We start from the raw sequence: 15,593 nt of genomic DNA, 5'->3' as shown, positions 1-15,593 counted from the left end.
AGGGAGCCGGGTACATGCGGTTGGCGGAGGTCTTCCAGCGGGCGGTCGGCGGCGACCGGTCCGTGGGTTTCAGCGCGTACGACGGCAGCGCGGCGGGACCGGCGGACGCGGACGTGCGGATCGAGGTGCGCTCGCCCGACGCGTTGTCCTACCTGGCGTCCGCGCCGGGTGAGCTGGGGTTGGCCCGGGCGTACGTGACGGGCAACCTGGAGATCATCGGCGACGTGTACGGCGCGCTGACGAGGTTGTCCGAGCTGTCGCTGGGCGAGATCCCGTGGTCGGAGCGGCTGGAGCTGCTCACCACGCTGGGCAGGCAGCGGTTGCGGTCCAAGGTCGAGATCCCGCCCCAGGAGCGCAGGCTGCACGGGCTGCGGCACTCCAAGGCGCGCGACCGCGAGGCCATCGCGCACCACTACGACGTGTCGAACACCTTCTACGAGTGGATCCTCGGCCCGTCGATGGCCTACACCTGCGCGGTGTACCCGACGGCGGAGTCCACTTTGGAGGAAGCCCAGTTCGCCAAGCACGACCTGGTGGCGCGCAAGCTCGGGCTGCGCGAGGGGATGCGGCTGCTCGACGTCGGCTGCGGCTGGGGCGGCATGGTGATGCACGCGGCGCGCGAGTACGGCGTGCGGGCGCTGGGCGTGACGTTGTCGCGCAACCAGGCCGAGTGGGCGCAGAAGGCGATCGTGGAGGCCGGGTTGTCCGACCTCGCCGAGGTCCGCTACCTGGACTACCGGGACGTGCGGGAGTCCGGCTTCGACGCGGTCAGCTCCATCGGGTTGACCGAGCACATCGGCAAGGCGAAGCTGCCGGGCTACTTCTCCTCGTTGTACGCCAAGCTCAAGCCGGGCGGCCGGATGCTGAACCACTGCATCACCCGCCCGGACAACCGGCAGCGGGCGCGCACCGGCGGGTTCATCAACCGGTACGTGTTCCCCGACGGCGAGCTGGTCGGGCCCGGGCACCTGGTGTCGCTCATGCACGACACCGGTTTCGAGGTGCGGCACGAGGAGAACATCCGCGAGCACTACGCGCTGACGCTGGCCGGCTGGTCGACGAACCTCGACGCGCATTGGGACGAGGCGGTCGAGGAGGTCGGGCTCGGGCGCGCCAGGGTGTGGCGGCTCTACCTCGCGGCGTCCCGGCTCGGGTTCGAGCGCAACAACATCCAGCTCCACCAGGTGCTCGGGGTGAAGCTGGACGGCACGTCGTCGGGCATGCCGCTGCGGCCCGACTGGGCCTAGTCCCTGAACACGGCCTTCGCCAGCTCCAGCTCGGTGAAGGCCGTGATCATGGCCCGCCACACGGCTTCCGCGACCGCCGGGCTCAGCCCGGCCTCCTGCGCGCGGGCGCGGGCCAGCGCCACGACCTGCTCGACGCGTTCGGGCGAGCGCACCTGCTGCTCGTCGGACTTGAAGCCGGCGGCGGCCTCGACCAGGGACTGGCGGTCGCCGAGCAGTTGGACGAGGGCCGAGTCCAGGGTGTCGATGCGCTCGCGGACCTCGGACAGTGACTGCGGAACGGTCATGTGACGATCATGCCGGGTGCGGCCGCATGCCGTCGCGGAACACGTCGAGGACCGCCGCGAGCGCGATCGGGTCGTCCTTCGCGTGCTCGGCCGCCCTGGCGAGCCCGACCAGCAGCGCGGACAGCGCGGCGGGCTCCAGGTCCGGGCGGACCGCGCCCACCCGCTTCGCGCCGGCCAGCAGGTCGCGGAACGCGCGGCGCAGGTCCGGCGCCACGTCGACGGCGACGTCCGCGACGTCCACCCCGGCCGCGACCAGCGCTTCGGCCGTGGCGTTCTTGGCCGCCGCCCAGTCGACCGCCTCTGTGATGAAGGCGAAGAACGCCTCACCCGGTTCCCGGTGCGCCATCAGGGTTTCCGCGCGGTCGACCAGCCGCTCCAGGCGGGTCACGTAGACCTCGCGGAGCAGCGCCTCCTTGGTCGGGAAGTGCCGGAAGACCGTGCCGACGCCGACACCCGCGGCCTTGGCGATGGTCTCGGTGGACACCCCGTGACCCCTGGCCGCGAACAGCTCGTCGGCGATCTCGACCAGTCTCGCCCTGTTCCGCACCGCGTCCGCGCGCACCCGACTCCTCCTTGACAAACGGACTGATCACTCCGAAACTGAACCGGAGCAGTCAGTCCGAATAGTAGGGGGTACCGGAGATGTCGCTGTCACCGCGTGAGGTGAACGAGGCGCTGCTGTCCCGGATCGCGGCCGGGGAGTGGGACTCGCTGGAGGAGCTGTACGCCGAGGACGCGGTGATCGTGCTGCCGTTCGAGGGGCGGCGGCTGGAGGGGCGGGAGGACCTGCGCGGTCGGGTTCGGCGCAACCGGGCCGCGCAGTGGGACATCGAGGTGGCGAACCTGGTCGTGTACGACACCGCCGACCCGGAGGTGATCGTCACCGAGTGGGACTTCCGCGGCACGGTCAAGGCGACCGGTGAGACGTTCGAGCTGGCCAACGTGCGGATCACCCGGGTGCGCGACGGCCTGATCGTCGAGTCGCGGGACTACCACAACACGGCGGCGCTGCCCGCGGCCTGACGCGCCGGAGGGCTCGGTGGCCCTCGCGGTCACCGAGCCCTGCTCCGGTCCGGCGTCACGTCAGCTGGGTGGCGATCTGCTTGGCCACGTTCGACGGGATCGCGAAGCCGATGCCCACGCTGCCCGCCTGGCTGTCGTCCGACGCCGGCGAGTAGATCGCCGAGTTGATGCCGACGACCTGGCCCTCGGCGTTGATCAGCGGGCCGCCCGAGTTGCCCGGGTTGATCGACGCGTCGGTTTGGATCGCCTGGTAGCTGACCTGCTGGCGGCCGGTGCCCGGCACGGTCACGGTGCGGTCGAGCGCGCTGACGATGCCCGACGTGACGGTGCCCTGGAGACCCTCCGGCGAGCCGATGGCGACCACCTGGTCACCCACCCGCACCGAGCCGGAGTCGGCGAACGTGGCCGGCGTCAGCCCGCTCACGCCTTCCGCCTGCACGACGGCCAGGTCGCTGGTCGGGTCGGTGCCGACGACCGTCGCGGGCACCGTCTTGCCGTCGCCGAGCGTGACGGTGATCTCCCGCGCGCCGGACACCACGTGGTTGTTGGTGAGGATCCGGCCGTCGGCGGTGAGCACCACACCCGAGCCGAGACCCTCGCCCTGCGTGGACGACACGTTGACCTGCACCACGCTCGGCAGCACCTTGGCCGCGATCGCGCTCACGTCCAGGGCCGCCGTGCCCGAGGACGCCTGGAGCGCCACCGCCGTCGAGGACGTGGCGGCGGGCGCCGAGGCGTTCGAGTACCCGACGACGCCACCCGCCGCGCCGCCGAACACCGCCGCGATCAGCGCCGCCGACGTGACCACCGTGCCGGTGCGCCGCCAGAACGGCGCCCGGACCTCTACCAGGGACCCGCTCATCGCGGGGAAGTCGTTTGCCATGGGTCAACAATGAGCCCGCTGGTTGTGAGGAACCTGAGCGTCAGCCCAGCGCTTGCCAAGAATCCGTCCCGGTCGGGTGACAGCCCGGGTTCGGTCGCGAGGGCAGAGGCGGCCGTGGTCGGGGTGAAGCGGGTCGGGTCGGTGTCGCGAGGGCGGGACCGGCCGCGTCGGGCCGGGTGTCGCGCGGCCGGACGTCAGACCGCGCGGTGGCGGGGTTCGCGTCAGTCCGGCCGCCGGGTGCCCTTCGGGTCGGCGAGCAGCGCGGTCACCTCGTCCGCGGTGAGCAGGCGGTCGCCGAACAGCGGGCCCTGGGCCGCCGTGACGCCCAGCGCGGCGAGGCGGTCCGCCTCCGTCTCGGTGCGCACGCCCGCCGCGTACCGCGCCACGCCCAGCGTGGCGGCCCACTCCAGCAGCGCCAGCGACGCGCTCTCGTCGATCGGGTCCGCGTCCCCCGCCAGCCCCTGCACCGGCGCGCCCGCGAACTTCACGCCCTGGAGCGCGATGCGGCGCAGCCGGTCGACCGGGATGTTGCCGCCGCCCACCTGGTCCAGCACCAGCCCGACGCCGTGCTCGGCCAGGATGTTCAGCTCCTCCACCTGGTCGTCGCCGAGCGCCGAGGGCAGCAGGCCGCCCAGTTCGAACCGCAGCTTCGCCGCGGGCAGCCCGGCCTCGCGCAACGCCTTGCGCACCTCGGCCACCAGTTCCGGCTCCTGGCACACCCGCGCGGGCAGGTCCATCGACACCACGGGCGCGGCCGCGCCGAACTCCGCGTGCCAGGCGCCCGCGTGCGCGCACGCCTGCTCCAGCGCCCACCGGCCGAGTTTCACCACCATCCCGGTGCACGACCACAGCCCGGCCAGCTCCGGCGGGTCCAGCAGGCCGTACTCGGGGTGGTCCCAGCGCAGGCACGCCTCCACCGCCACCAGTTCGCGGTCGGGCAGCGAGTGGACCGGCGCGTAGTCGACCCGGAAGTCGCCCTGCTCCAACCCGCCCGCCACGGACGCGGCCAGCACCAGCCGGCGCCGGTCCCGGCGGTCGCGGTCCCGGTCGTAGAGCGCCCACTGCGCCTTGCCGTCCTCCTTGGCCCACCGCACCGTCACGTCCACGCACCGCATCAGCTCGATGGCGTCCGCGCCGCGCGCCGGCCGCACCACGATGCCCACCGACGCGGTGACGCCCAGCCCGTGGTCGCCCACCCACACCGGCTCGGCCAGCAGGTCCACCGCCTCCTCGGCCAGCGTCACCGCGGTCGCCACGTCCACCGGGTTCTCCACCAGCACGCCGAACTCGTCGGCGCCGATCCGGGCGATCCGGCCGACGCCGTCGAACACCCGGCGCAGGTGCCCGGCGACCCCGGTCAGCACCCGGTTGCCCACCTCGTGCCCGAACGCGTCGTTGACCACCCGGAAGCCGTCGACGTCGAACACCAGCAGCGCCAGGGTGTCCGGGCCCCGCGTGCCGACCGCGCCCTCCAGCCAGCCGAGGAACTGCGCGCGGTTGGCCAGGCCGGTCCGCACGTCGTTGAGGCTCTGCCGCAGCAGCTGCACCTGGAGCGCGCGCACCTCGGCCAGGTCCTGGATCACCAGCACCTGGTGGACGGCCGTGCCCTCCTCGTCGCGCACCAGCGACGCGGCCACCAGCACGTCGACCACCTCGCCGTCGCCGCGCAGCACCCGGCGCTCGGCCTTGGTGCTCTCCAGCGCGCCGGTCGCGAGCATGGTGGTCATCGAGGTCAGCGGACCCCGGTCGTCGGGGTGGAAGAGGTCGAGGACGGCCGCGCCGACGGTGTCCCGGGTGTGGCCGAGCAGCGTGAGCAGGGCGTCGTTGAAGTCCAGCAGGGTGCCGTCGAGGCCGGTCACCGCGATCGCCACCGCCGAGTTGTGGAACACCGCGCGGTACTTCGCCTCGCCGGCGCGCAGCGCGACCTCGGCGTCCCGGGCCGAGCGCAGCGCGAGGGACTTGCTGTTCTCGTGCTGGTCGAGCGTGTGGTCCCGCAGGCCCTCGGCGAACCCGGCGGCGACGGACGCGAGCGTCGCGGCCACCCGGTCGGCAGGCACGCCCAGCGCGGGCAGGTTGGCGCCGAGGAACACGAGCGTGCGCTCGAGGGCGGCGCCGGAGTGGAAGCCGTGCCCGATCAGCGAGCGGCCCACCGCCTCGCCGGAGCCGGGTAACCGCCCGGTCAGCCGGACCAGGATCCCGACCAACCGGTCCGGGGGAGGCCCGCCCGGTGTCGTCGGCGCGAGGGCGCCCGCCCAGCGGCGAGCGAAGTCGAACGCGTCAGCTTCTCCGACCGTGTTCATCCGGGCTCTGCGGCGCCAATCGTCCGGTGGTGCGACCGGTGCGCTCGCGTATTCGGATCAATGCGGTGCGCCGGCCTGCGTATTCCTGTCCGAAGTCACTCGAATGGAGGAATATGCGGTGTTCTGGTCGGCGCCGAGCTTACCGACCTCCGCCCGTGCGGGCGCAAGACGGCATGTAGGGGGTGGGCGGACCGGGACCGGCGAAGTGTCCCGGTCCGCCCGGCACGTGGTCCGGCGAGCCGCAGCTCAGGCGTGCTCCGCCGGGCTGATCTCGGACTTCGGGATCGCCGAGTCCTGGGTTCCCCATTTGTCGAGGATCTTCTTGTACGTGCCGTTCTCGATGAGCTTGTTCACCGCTGCCTGGAATGCGGGCAGCAGCGGGGAGCCCTTCTGGAAGGCGAATCCGACGTCGAGCCGCTTGAACTCGCCGAGGAACTCCAGGTTCGGCTGCTGGGTCGCGGCGTAGCGCAGGCCGTTGATGGTGCTCATGATCACGTCGATGTGCTTCTGCTGGAGGCCGAGGTAGACCGCCGCGTTCTCGGAGAACACCTGCACCTCGTAGGCGGGCTTGCCCTCGTCGGCGCAGACGTGCTTCTCCCGCTCCAGCGTGGCCTCGAACGTGGTGCCCGCGCCGGTGCCGATCTTCAGGCCGCACAGCTGGTCGAGCTTGGTCACCTTGGACAGCCGGTCGTCGTCCTTGCGGACCGCGAAGCCCTGGCCGTCGTTGATGTAGGTGACGAAGTCGATCGTCTTCTTGCGCGCCTCGGTGACGCCGAAGTTGCCGGTGCCGACCTGGTACTTGCCGCTGGTCAGCGCGGGCAGGATCGCCTCGAAGCTCGCGACCTCGCGGTCGACCTTGACGCCGAGCACCTTCGTCGCGGCCTCGGCGATGTCGATGTCCAGGCCGAGCGCGGTCTTGTTGTCGTCGGCGAAGTAGGCCGACGGACCCGTGCCGCCGACCGAGGCCGCGAACTTCACCGTGCCCGCGTCGCGGACGTCCTGCGGCAGCAGCGCGGCGATCTTGTCGTCCTTGACGACCTCGGCGACCGGGTTCTCCGACGGCTTGATCGCCGCGCCGGTCGGCGCCGTGCCGCCGTCGGCGGGCGAGCCGCAGCCGGTCACCACCAGCGCCAGCAGCATGGTCAGGCTCAGCAGGCGTCTCTTGGTGCGCACTTCCGTCACCCCAGGGCTTTCTCGAAGGGCAACGGCCCGTCGGTCGGTGGTTGCGCCACGTCGAACAGCGGGGTGTACCCCGTGGCCAGGTACAGCCGGACCGCCTCGGGTTGCCGCGGTCCGGTGGTCAGGTACATCCGGTCGTACCCGGCCTCGACGGCCGCGCGCTCGAGTTCCGCCATGACCCGCCGGGCCAGGCCGCGCCTGCGGTGCGCGGCGGCCGTCCAGATCCGCTTGGCCTCGGCGGTCCGCTCGTCGTAGGCCTTGAACGCGCCGCCCGCGATCGCGACGCCGTTCTCCAGCAGCAGCAACAGGGTTCCGCCCGGCGGCGTGAACAGCGAGGGCGAGTGCCGGGTCATCTCCCGGATCGCGCCCGGGCCGTACCGGGACGTGTACTCGTGCAGCAGCTCCGCCATCATCGGCTCGGCGGCCGGGTCGTCCGGCGCGACCCGGCGGACCTCGATCGTGGGTGAGGCACTCACCCGTCGACCGCGATCGACTCGCGTCGTGGCTCGACGACCGCCTTCTCCGCCTTCGCCTTGTCGCGCTTGGCGACCTCCTCGCGGACGATCGGGATCACGTACCGGCCGAAGTCGATCGCGTCGTCCACGCTGTGGTAGCCGCGGGCGGAGATGATGTCCACGCCGAGGTCGTAGTAGTCCAGCAGCGCCGCGGCGACCGTCTCCGGCGTGCCGACGAGCGCGTTGGAGTTGCCCGCGCCACCGGTCGCGGCGGCGGTGGGAGTCCACAGTGCACGGTCGAACCGCTCGCCGCGCGCGGCGATCTCCAGCAGCCGCTGGGAACCCGTGTTCTCCGGGTTGGTCAGCGAGTGCCGCCGGGTCAACGGCGTGGTGCCGCCCGAGGTGCGCGACTTGATCGTGTCCACGATCCGGTGCGCCTTCTCCCAGGCCAGTTCCTCGGTGGCGCCGAGGATCGGCCGGAACGCGGCCTGGATGCGCGGCACGTCGGCGCGGCCGGCCTCCTTCGCGTGCTGCCGCACGGACTCGATCTGCGCGGCGGTGTCCGCGAGCGGCTCGCCCCACAGGCAGAAGATGTCCGCCTCCGCCGCGCCCGCCCGGTAGGCGGCGGGCGAGGAGCCGCCGAACGACACGTTCGGCCGCGGCTGCTGCACCGGGAACACGTCGCTCACGAAGTCGGCGAACCGGTAGTGCTCGCCCTCGTGGTCGAACGCCTCGTGCGAGGTCCAGGCCTTCTTGACGATGCCGATGTACTCGCGGGTGCGCGAGTAGCGCTCGTCCTTGGTCAGGTAGTCGCCTTCGCGCTGCTGCTCGTGGTCCGTGCCGCCGGTGATGAAGTGCACCGTGAGCCGGCCGTCGCTGATCCGGTCCAGGGTGGCGAACGTCTTCGCGGCGAACGTGGGGTAGGACACGTTCGGCCGGTGCGCCAACAGGATCTGGAGCGTGTCGAGCCGGGACGCCACGAACGCGGCGGCCTGCGCGGGGTCGGGCGAGCCGGAGCCGTACGCGAACAGCACGCGGTCCCAGCCGTGCTCCTCGTGCGCGCGGGCCAGGCGCAGGGTGTAGTCCTTGTCGAACGAGGCGCCGGTCCGCGTGCTCGTCTCCGAGCCGTCGTTGGTGCCGCCGATCCCCAGGAACTCAACAGGCACGTCAGTACCTTCCACGTGATTTGGTGCGAGGGTGCGGAACTGCGGGTGGTGATGGTCGAACGTCGACGCGCCGACGGCGTTGAGGGAGACGCGGAGGGTGCCGACAGGCCTGCTGGGGCCGCGGTCAGCGGGGACACGAGGCGGACCACACGCGACCGAAGTCGATGTGACCGCGAATAACCAGCCTCAGGGTGCCCACGACTTCCAGTACAACCCGGAGGTGCCGGATCGTCAACGCCGGTTCGACCGGCGTCCAAATCCCGGAATCCCTTGACTTCCTCGCCACCGCCCCACCTACGATCGACGTGCGGCGTTGAGGGACGCGGCACCCACCTGCCCTCCCTCCTGCCCTGGAGTTGCCGAATGAGCGCCCCCGCCGAGGTCGCGCCTGGGACCACCAGCCGAGTTGCCGCGAAGATCGTCCCGTTGCGCCGTCCGTGGCGCTGGGTGTCGGCCGGTCTGGTGATCGCGGGCCTGCTGCTGGTGCTCTGGTCCGTGTCCACCAACGAGAACTTCCAGTGGGACGTCGTCGGCCAGTACTTCACCGCCGAGGCGGTGCTGCGGGGGTTGGGCACCACGTTGTGGCTCACCGGGCTGACGCTGGTGCTGGGCTTCCTGATCGGCGGCGTGCTCGCGGTCATGCGGTTGTCCGGCAACCCGGTGCTGGTGGGCGTCAGCTGGGGTTACGTCTGGCTGTTCCGGTCCGTGCCGCTGCTGGTGCAGTTGCTGTTCTGGTTCAACATCGGCGCGCTGTACCCGGCGCTGTCCGGCTCGTCGGCGGTGATCGGGCCGTTCACCGCGGTGATCATCGGTCTGGTCCTGCACGAGGCCGCGTACTGCGCCGAGGTGGTGCGCGGCGGCATCCTCTCGGTGGACAAGGGTCAGGTCGAGGCGGCGCTCGCGCTGGGCATGCGGCGCGGCCGGGTGCTGCGCCGGATCGTGCTGCCGCAGGCGATGCGCGCGATCGTGCCCGCCGCGGGCAACCTGCTGATCGGCACGTTGAAGGGCACCTCGATCGTCAGCGTGCTCGCCGTGCAGGACCTGCTCTACTCCGTCCAGCTCATCTACAACCGCAACTACCTGATCATCCCGCTGCTCCTGGTGGCGACCCTCTGGTACGTCGTCGTGACGAGCGTGCTCGGTGTCGGGCAGCACTACGTGGAGCGCTACTACTCGCGTGGCGCGGGAAGGCTGTCGTGACGATCGCGGTCCAGGTCACCGACCTGCACAAGAGCTTCGGTGGCACGAAGGTGCTGCGCGGCGTCGACCTCGAGGTCCGGCGCGGCGAGGTCACCTGCGTGATCGGGCCGTCCGGCTCGGGCAAGAGCACGCTGCTGCGCTGCCTGAACCACCTGGAGAAGCAGGACCACGGCGAGATCGAGGTCGACGGCGAGCTGATCGGCTACCGGCGTGAGGGCGACCGGTTGCACGAACTGGCCGAGCGCGTGGTGGCCCGGCAGCGGACCGGGATCGGCATGGTGTTCCAGGGTTTCCACCTCTTCGCGCACCTGACCGTGCTGGAGAACGTGGTGGAGGCGCCGATCGGCGTGCTCGGCGTGCCGCGCGAGGAGGCGCAGGAGCGGGCGCGGGCGCTGATCGCCCGGGTCGGGCTGGCGGGCCGTGAGGACTCCTACCCGCGTCAGCTCTCCGGCGGTCAGCAGCAGCGGGTGGCGATCGCGCGGGCGTTGGCCATGCGCCCCAAGGTGATGCTGTTCGACGAGCCGACCTCCGCGCTCGACCCCGAGCTGGTGGGCGAGGTGCTGGAGGTGATGAAGGCGCTGGCCGCCGAGGGCATGACGATGGTCGTGGTGACGCACGAGATCGGCTTCGCCCGCGAGGTCGCGGACACGGTGGTGTTCCTGGACGAGGGGCAGGTGGTCGAGTCCGGACCGCCGTCCGAGCTGTTCGACAACCCCAGGCACGCCCGGACCCGGGAATTCCTCGCGAGGGTCCGATGACCGTGCCGGTGCTCGTCGTGGTCGGCGCCGGACCGCGGGCGGCCGGACTGCTGGAACGCCTGGGCGCCAACGCCTCCGAGCTGGGCGGCGGCCCGGTCGAGGTGCACCTGGTCGACCCGTTCCCGGCCGGTTCCGGCCGGGTGTGGCGGCACGAGCAGTCCGCGCTGCTGCGGATGAACTCGATGGCCGAGGACGTCACGATGTTCACCGACTCCAGCGTCGAGTGCGCGGGCCCGGTGGTGGAGGGTCCGTCGCTGGCCGAGTGGGCGGCCGACGCCTCGCTGTCCGATGTGGACCTCGACCCCGAGGTGCGCGCCGAGCTGGTCGCGATGAAGCCGACCTCGTTCCCCAGCAGGCGGTTGCAGAGCGCGTACCTGAAGTGGTTCCACGCGCTCGCGGTGAAGTCGTTGCCGCAGGGCAGTTCCGTGCGCGTGCACCGGGACCGGGTGGTGCGGCTCTCCGGCGGTTCCCAGGTGCGCCAACGGGTGTGGCTGGAGGGACGCGAGGGTCCGCTCGTCGCGGACGTGGTGCTGCTCGCGCTCGGCCACCTCGACACCGAGATCGCGCCCGAGCACGCCCGGCTGGCCGAGTACGCCGCCGGGCACGGGTTGACCTACCTGCCGCCGGACTACACCGCCGACACCGACCTGTCCGCGGTGCCCGCGGGCGAGGACGTCGTGGTGCGGGGACTGGGTTTGGCGTTCGTCGACCTGGCCGTGCTGCTCGCCGAGGGGCGCGGCGGCACGTTCGACCGGCGCGACGGCGTGCTGCACTACACGCCGTCCGGTCGGGAACCGCGGCTGCACGCCGGGTCGCGGCGCGGTGTGCCGTACCACTCGAAGACCGGCTACCGGTTGCAGGGCGCGCCGCCCGAGCCGCCCCGCTTCCTCGACGTCGACGCGCTGCTGGCCCGACCGGGCGAGCTGGACTTCCGCGCCGACGTGTGGCCCGCCATGGCCAAGGACATCGCGTTCGGCTACTACCGCGAGCTGTTCACCGGGCACCCGGACCGCGTGCTGCTGCCGTGGGAGGAGTTCTCCGCGCGGTTCGCCGCGCTCGACTGGTACGACGAGCGGACGCGCGCGCTGGAGACGGCCGCCGTGCCGGACCCGGTGGACCGGCTCGACTTCGAGCGGCTGGACCGGCCGATCGCCGGCCTGGAGTTCGGCTCCGCCGAGGAGTTCCAGGACTACCTGCGCGGGTACGTGGTGGCCGACGTCGACCGGCGGTCGGACTCGCGGCACAGCGCGGACCTGGGCGCGTTCCTGGCGCTGCTGGGCGTGTACGGCAAGCTGCCCCGGCTGCTGGCGTCCGGTCGGCTGCGCGGCGAGCACGGGTGGTGGCACGGGTTCTTCAGCTACCTCGCCAGCGGACCGCCGCCGGAGCGGCTCGAGGAGCTGCTCGCCCTGTCCCGCGCGGGGATCGTGTCGTTCCTCGGCGCGGACACCTGGGTGCGCGCCGAGGACGGGGTGTTCCTCGCGGGCAGCGCGAGCGTGCCGGGGCACGTGGTGCGGGCGACCGGGCTGATCGAGGCCCGACTGCCCGTGCACACCCTCGCGCACACCGCCGACCCGCTGCTGAAGTCGTTGCGGGACAACGGGGAGGTGTTCGAGGAGGAGGGGCAGATCCGGGTGTCGCCGGAGGACAGCCGGCTGCTCGACGCCGACGGTCGCCCGCATACCAGGCGGTTCGCCGTCGGCCCGTACACGAACAACAAGGCCTACGCCGCGTTCGCCCGGCCGCGCACCAACGCGCCGGCGTTCCGGCAGAACGACGAGGTGGCCCGCGCGGTGCTGAAGTTCCTCGCGGCGCGGGGGTTGTCCTCCTCGGTGGCCTAGCGCGGTGCCCGGTCCGGGGCCGTGGTCCGGCGTCGTCGGGAGGGTGCCCGCGGTACTTCGCCACCGCCGCGGCGCCCCGGGCGGGTACCGTTCGCGCCGGGACCGCCCACCGGCGACGTCCCTGCTGGTGCGGACCTTCACCGACCTGACGGAGACGACGGCATGAGGCTCCCCGACACCGCGCACACCCTTCGGCCGTGGCGCATCCACGAGATCGCGCCCGACTTCCACCTCGAGGACGTCTGGGCGCTGCCGACACCCGGCGGTCCCGAGGACTTCCCCCGTCTGGTGCGGCTCGCCGCGAACCGCGACTCGGCCGACACGCCCTCCTCGGCCGCCCGCGCGCTGGTCGCGGTCCGCCGCCGGCTGGGCGCGTGGTTCGGTTGGGACGCAACGGGATCCGGCGTGGGGTCCCGGGTGGTGACGCTCCGCGAGCGGTTGCCCGCCGACTTGGCGGCCGCACCGCCCGGCCCGGTGTTCGCCAACCGGCCCTTCACCTCCGTCTACCTGACCGGGACCGAGTGGGCGGCGGAGGTCGCGAACCGCACGGTGCACGCGGTCGTGCACCTGGCCTGGGTTCCCGACGGCGCCGGGGGTCACCGGGGTCAGATGGCCGTGCTGGTCAAGCCGAACGGCGTGCTGGGGCGGGCCTACATGAAGGCCATCGCGCCGTTGCGGCACCTGGTCGTCTACCCGCCGCTGATCCGGCACTTCGGCCAGGCGTGGCGGGCGACGCCACCGAGCGGGCCGGCCTAGGTCCGCCTCGAACCGGTGCTAGCGCGCCCACTCCGGCGTCCAGGTGCCGGGTTGCCGGCGCGCGGTGCCGAGGTGGTCGCGCAGCGCGGCCAGGGCCGGGTGGGCGTTGTCGGCGTGGTGGACCAGCGAGTGCGGGTACACCGGCGCCGGATTCTCGATCGGGACGTGCCGCAGCCGTGCGTCGGCGGGCGGGGTGACCGGCGTCTGCTCGCCCAGGAGTGTTGCCACGTCGGCGGATTCGGCGATTTCGTCCAGCTGGGCGTCGAGGCCGAAGTGGGGTCCCCTGGCGTCGATCGCGAGGTCGAACGCGGCGGCGAGGTCCGCGTAGTAGGCGGCCCACTCGGTGCCGACGGCGATGCCGGGCATCCAGATCCGGTGCCCGGCCAGGTCCGCCGGGGTGATCGTCGTCGCGTCGGCCAGCGGGTGGCGCGGACCGGTGACCAGGTGCAGGCGCTCGGTGAACACCTCGGTGGCGTGCAACCCCGCCGGGAGCCGGCGCGCGTCGACGGCCCGGAACGACGCGTCGACCGTGCCGGAGCGGACGGCGGCCAGGGCGGTGTCGGCGTCGAACAGGGTCACCACGTCGAGTTCCACCGCCGGGTGCGCGCGGTGGAAGTCGTGCAGCAGCCCGGCGGGCGCGGCGCGTCGGCCGATGACGTCCACCCGCAACGCGCGCCGGCCGGGCCGGACCGACGCGATCGCCTGGTGCTCGGCCAGCAGCAGCGCCCGCGCGTGCGGCAGGAACGCCTCGCCGTCCGCGGTCAACCGCACCCCGCGGGGCGTCCGGGCGAACAACCGCGCCCCGAGCCGCTTCTCCAGCGCCGCGACGCGTTTGGACACCGCCTGCTGACTGATCGTCAGGTCGTCCGCCGCCTCCTGGAACCGACCCGCGTCCACGACGGCGACGAAGGTGCGCACGGCATCGAGGTCCACGCCGGCCGACCCTAGTCGCCCCGGACCGCGCCGCCGGGCGAGGGGCGGTCGGGGCTCGCCGGGCGGTTCGTCGGACGACTGGTGTCCGCCGGGCGGGGTTGGGCGGCGCCGGTACGAGCACCGCGCGAGGCGCGGATTCGTCCCGAGGCGCGGGCGGGACGATCGCGGTGTGACGGGTCCCTGGGCGGTCGTGGGCGCGGTCCACAACCGGCGGTTGTGGGTTCGTGCCTCGGCGGTTGTTTGACCTGCGCGTACGTCTGTCGGTTGGGTCTTCGCCGGGACGAGGCGAGGAGGCCGGGTGGGCAGGGCGCTGGGGCGGCGGTTCGGGTGGTTGTGGGCGGCGTACGGGGTGAGCGCGTTCGGGACGTGGCTCGCGTTCGACGCGGTCGCGTTGACCGCGATCCTGGTGCTGGGCGCGGGTCCGGCGGAGGTGGCCGGGCTGGCGGCGGTCGGGCGGGCGGTCGGCGCGGTGGTGGCGGTGCCGTCGGGGCCGTGGGTGGAGTTCCGGCGCAAGCGGTCGGTGATGGTGGGGATGGACCTGGTGCGGTTCGGCGCGGTGGTCAGCGTGCCGGTCGCGTTCGTGGTGGGCGCGTTGACGTTCGGGCAGCTGCTCGTGGTGTCGGTGGTGGTCGCGGCGGCGGACATCGCGTTCCGGGCGGCGTCGGGCGCGTACCTGAAGTCGTTGGTGCGGCCCGAGGACCTGCTGATCGCCAACGGCCGGTTCGAGTCCACGACGTGGACCGCGACCGCGCTCGGGCCACCGGCGGGCGGGGTGGCGATCGCGCTGTTCGGCCCGGTCGCGACGCTCCTGGTCGACGCGGTCAGCTACCTGTTGTCCGCCTTGGGTTTGCGCGCGATCGGCGGCCGCGAGCCGCGTCCCGCCCGAGGCGGCACCCGGTTGGGCCGCGCCGACCTGGTCGAGGGCTGGCGGTTCGTGCTGGTCCACCCGGTGCTGCGGCCGTTGCTGGTCAACACGGTCCTGGTCAACGGGCTGGTCCTGGCGACCTCGCCCCTGCTGGCCGTGCTGATGCTGGGCGACCTCGGGTTCGCGCCGTGGCAGTACGGGCTCGCGTTCGGCGTGCCGTGCCTCGGCGGGCTGCTCGGGTCGCGGCTGGTCACCCGGCTGGTGACCCGGTTCGGCGCGCACCGCGTGCTGTGGTGGTCGGGCGCGCTGCGGGCGTGCTGGTCGCTCGGGTTGGCGTTCGTGGGACCGGGCGCCGGCGGGCTGCTGCTGGTGATCGTGGTGGAACTGGGCCTGATCACGTGCATGGGCGTGTTCGTCCCGGTGTTCGCGACGTCCCGGCTCGACCTGCTGCCGACCGACCGGGTCGCCCGCGCGCTGTCCGCGTGGTCGGTGACGGGCAACGCGGTCACCGCCGCGATGACGGCGGCGTGGGGCGTGCTCGCGGTGCTGACCGGGCCGCGGATCGCGATCGCGGTCGCCGGGGTGCTGCTGCTCCTGACGCCGTTCTCGTTGCCGCGCAACCAGAACCGGGCGCCCCCCCCGCCGCGGGCGGCCCGCGGCGGGCAGGCGGCCGCGGGGTGGGGGGCCCGGAAGAGGAGCACGGGCG

At 72.8% G+C, this 15,593-nt stretch carries 15 protein-coding genes; 7 read left to right on the top strand and 8 right to left on the bottom strand.

The genetic code is table 11. The features are described from left to right. Positions 1–14 precede the first annotated feature (14 nt). The gene (locus tag AB0G50_RS20265; protein WP_360110641.1) at positions 15–1,247 is read left to right on the top strand and encodes a cyclopropane-fatty-acyl-phospholipid synthase family protein; all 1,233 of its coding nucleotides are present in this window, start codon (positions 15–17) and stop codon (positions 1,245–1,247) included. Here the strand turns inward: AB0G50_RS20265 and AB0G50_RS20260 are convergent. Both AB0G50_RS20260 and AB0G50_RS20255 read right to left on the bottom strand, forming a co-directional pair. Then, positions 1,244–1,531, bottom strand: coding sequence for a chorismate mutase (locus tag AB0G50_RS20260; RefSeq protein WP_360110638.1), 288 nt, complete (start codon positions 1,529–1,531; stop codon positions 1,244–1,246). The genes AB0G50_RS20265 and AB0G50_RS20260 overlap by 4 nt on opposite strands. A gap of 7 nt (positions 1,532–1,538) precedes the next feature. After that, complete coding sequence (locus AB0G50_RS20255) at positions 1,539–2,093, bottom strand: helix-turn-helix domain-containing protein (RefSeq protein WP_360110635.1); 555 nt, start codon at positions 2,091–2,093, stop codon at positions 1,539–1,541. An 80-nt stretch (positions 2,094–2,173) separates the two neighbouring features. Between AB0G50_RS20255 and AB0G50_RS20250 the strand changes: the two genes are divergently transcribed. Beyond that, positions 2,174–2,554 (top strand): nuclear transport factor 2 family protein, encoded by a 381-nt coding sequence (locus AB0G50_RS20250; protein WP_360110632.1) that lies wholly within the window; start codon positions 2,174–2,176, stop codon positions 2,552–2,554. Between the two features lie 55 nt (positions 2,555–2,609). On the opposite strand, the gene AB0G50_RS20245 is transcribed toward AB0G50_RS20250, so the two are convergent. The 5 genes from AB0G50_RS20245 to AB0G50_RS20225 all read right to left on the bottom strand — a co-directional run bounded on the left by AB0G50_RS20245 (position 2,610) and on the right by AB0G50_RS20225 (position 8,537). Beyond that, positions 2,610–3,437: a trypsin-like peptidase domain-containing protein gene (locus tag AB0G50_RS20245; protein ID WP_360110629.1), complete on the bottom strand. Its 828-nt coding sequence runs from the start codon at positions 3,435–3,437 to the stop codon at positions 2,610–2,612. A 221-nt stretch (positions 3,438–3,658) separates the two neighbouring features. Next, the gene (locus AB0G50_RS20240; protein ID WP_360110626.1) at positions 3,659–5,737 is read right to left on the bottom strand and encodes an EAL domain-containing protein; all 2,079 of its coding nucleotides are present in this window, start codon (positions 5,735–5,737) and stop codon (positions 3,659–3,661) included. Between the two features lie 246 nt (positions 5,738–5,983). Then, entirely contained in the window at positions 5,984–6,910 is a 927-nt protein-coding gene (locus tag AB0G50_RS20235) for an ABC transporter substrate-binding protein (RefSeq protein WP_360110623.1), read from the bottom strand. A 5-nt stretch (positions 6,911–6,915) separates the two neighbouring features. Next, positions 6,916–7,392 (bottom strand): GNAT family N-acetyltransferase, encoded by a 477-nt coding sequence (locus AB0G50_RS20230; protein ID WP_360110620.1) that lies wholly within the window; start codon positions 7,390–7,392, stop codon positions 6,916–6,918. Further along, on the bottom strand, positions 7,389–8,537 hold the full coding sequence (locus tag AB0G50_RS20225) for an LLM class flavin-dependent oxidoreductase (protein WP_360110617.1): 1,149 nt from the start codon (positions 8,535–8,537) through the stop codon (positions 7,389–7,391). The genes AB0G50_RS20230 and AB0G50_RS20225 overlap by 4 nt, the downstream gene beginning before the upstream one ends. Before the next feature lie 363 nt (positions 8,538–8,900). On the opposite strand from AB0G50_RS20225, the gene AB0G50_RS20220 reads away from it, so the two are divergent. The 4 genes from AB0G50_RS20220 (at position 8,901) to AB0G50_RS20205 (ending at position 13,089) form a co-directional block, all read left to right on the top strand. Next, on the top strand, positions 8,901–9,737 hold the full coding sequence (locus AB0G50_RS20220) for an amino acid ABC transporter permease (RefSeq protein WP_360110614.1): 837 nt from the start codon (positions 8,901–8,903) through the stop codon (positions 9,735–9,737). Beyond that, positions 9,734–10,495 (top strand): amino acid ABC transporter ATP-binding protein, encoded by a 762-nt coding sequence (locus AB0G50_RS20215; protein WP_360110611.1) that lies wholly within the window; start codon positions 9,734–9,736, stop codon positions 10,493–10,495. Before AB0G50_RS20220 ends, AB0G50_RS20215 begins: the two co-directional genes overlap by 4 nt. Further along, the gene (locus tag AB0G50_RS20210; protein ID WP_360110608.1) at positions 10,492–12,333 is read left to right on the top strand and encodes an FAD/NAD(P)-binding protein; all 1,842 of its coding nucleotides are present in this window, start codon (positions 10,492–10,494) and stop codon (positions 12,331–12,333) included. Before AB0G50_RS20215 ends, AB0G50_RS20210 begins: the two co-directional genes overlap by 4 nt. 162 nt (positions 12,334–12,495) lie before the next feature. Continuing rightward, the gene (locus AB0G50_RS20205) at positions 12,496–13,089 is read left to right on the top strand and encodes a DUF2867 domain-containing protein (RefSeq protein ID WP_360110605.1); all 594 of its coding nucleotides are present in this window, start codon (positions 12,496–12,498) and stop codon (positions 13,087–13,089) included. Between the two features lie 18 nt (positions 13,090–13,107). Here the strand turns inward: AB0G50_RS20205 and AB0G50_RS20200 are convergent, their stop codons facing one another. Then, on the bottom strand, positions 13,108–14,022 hold the full coding sequence (locus AB0G50_RS20200; RefSeq protein WP_360110602.1) for a LysR family transcriptional regulator: 915 nt from the start codon (positions 14,020–14,022) through the stop codon (positions 13,108–13,110). Positions 14,023–14,320: 298 nt separating this feature from the next. Between AB0G50_RS20200 and AB0G50_RS20195 the strand changes: the two genes are divergently transcribed. Continuing rightward, positions 14,321–15,593: MFS transporter (locus tag AB0G50_RS20195; protein WP_360110599.1), on the top strand; the 1,273-nt coding region annotated here is incomplete at its 3' end.

This window comes from Actinosynnema sp. NPDC020468, from assembly GCF_040642015.1.
In the GTDB taxonomy this organism is placed as follows: domain Bacteria; phylum Actinomycetota; class Actinomycetes; order Mycobacteriales; family Pseudonocardiaceae; genus Actinosynnema.
This window is presented reverse-complemented; position numbering and strand designations above follow the sequence as displayed.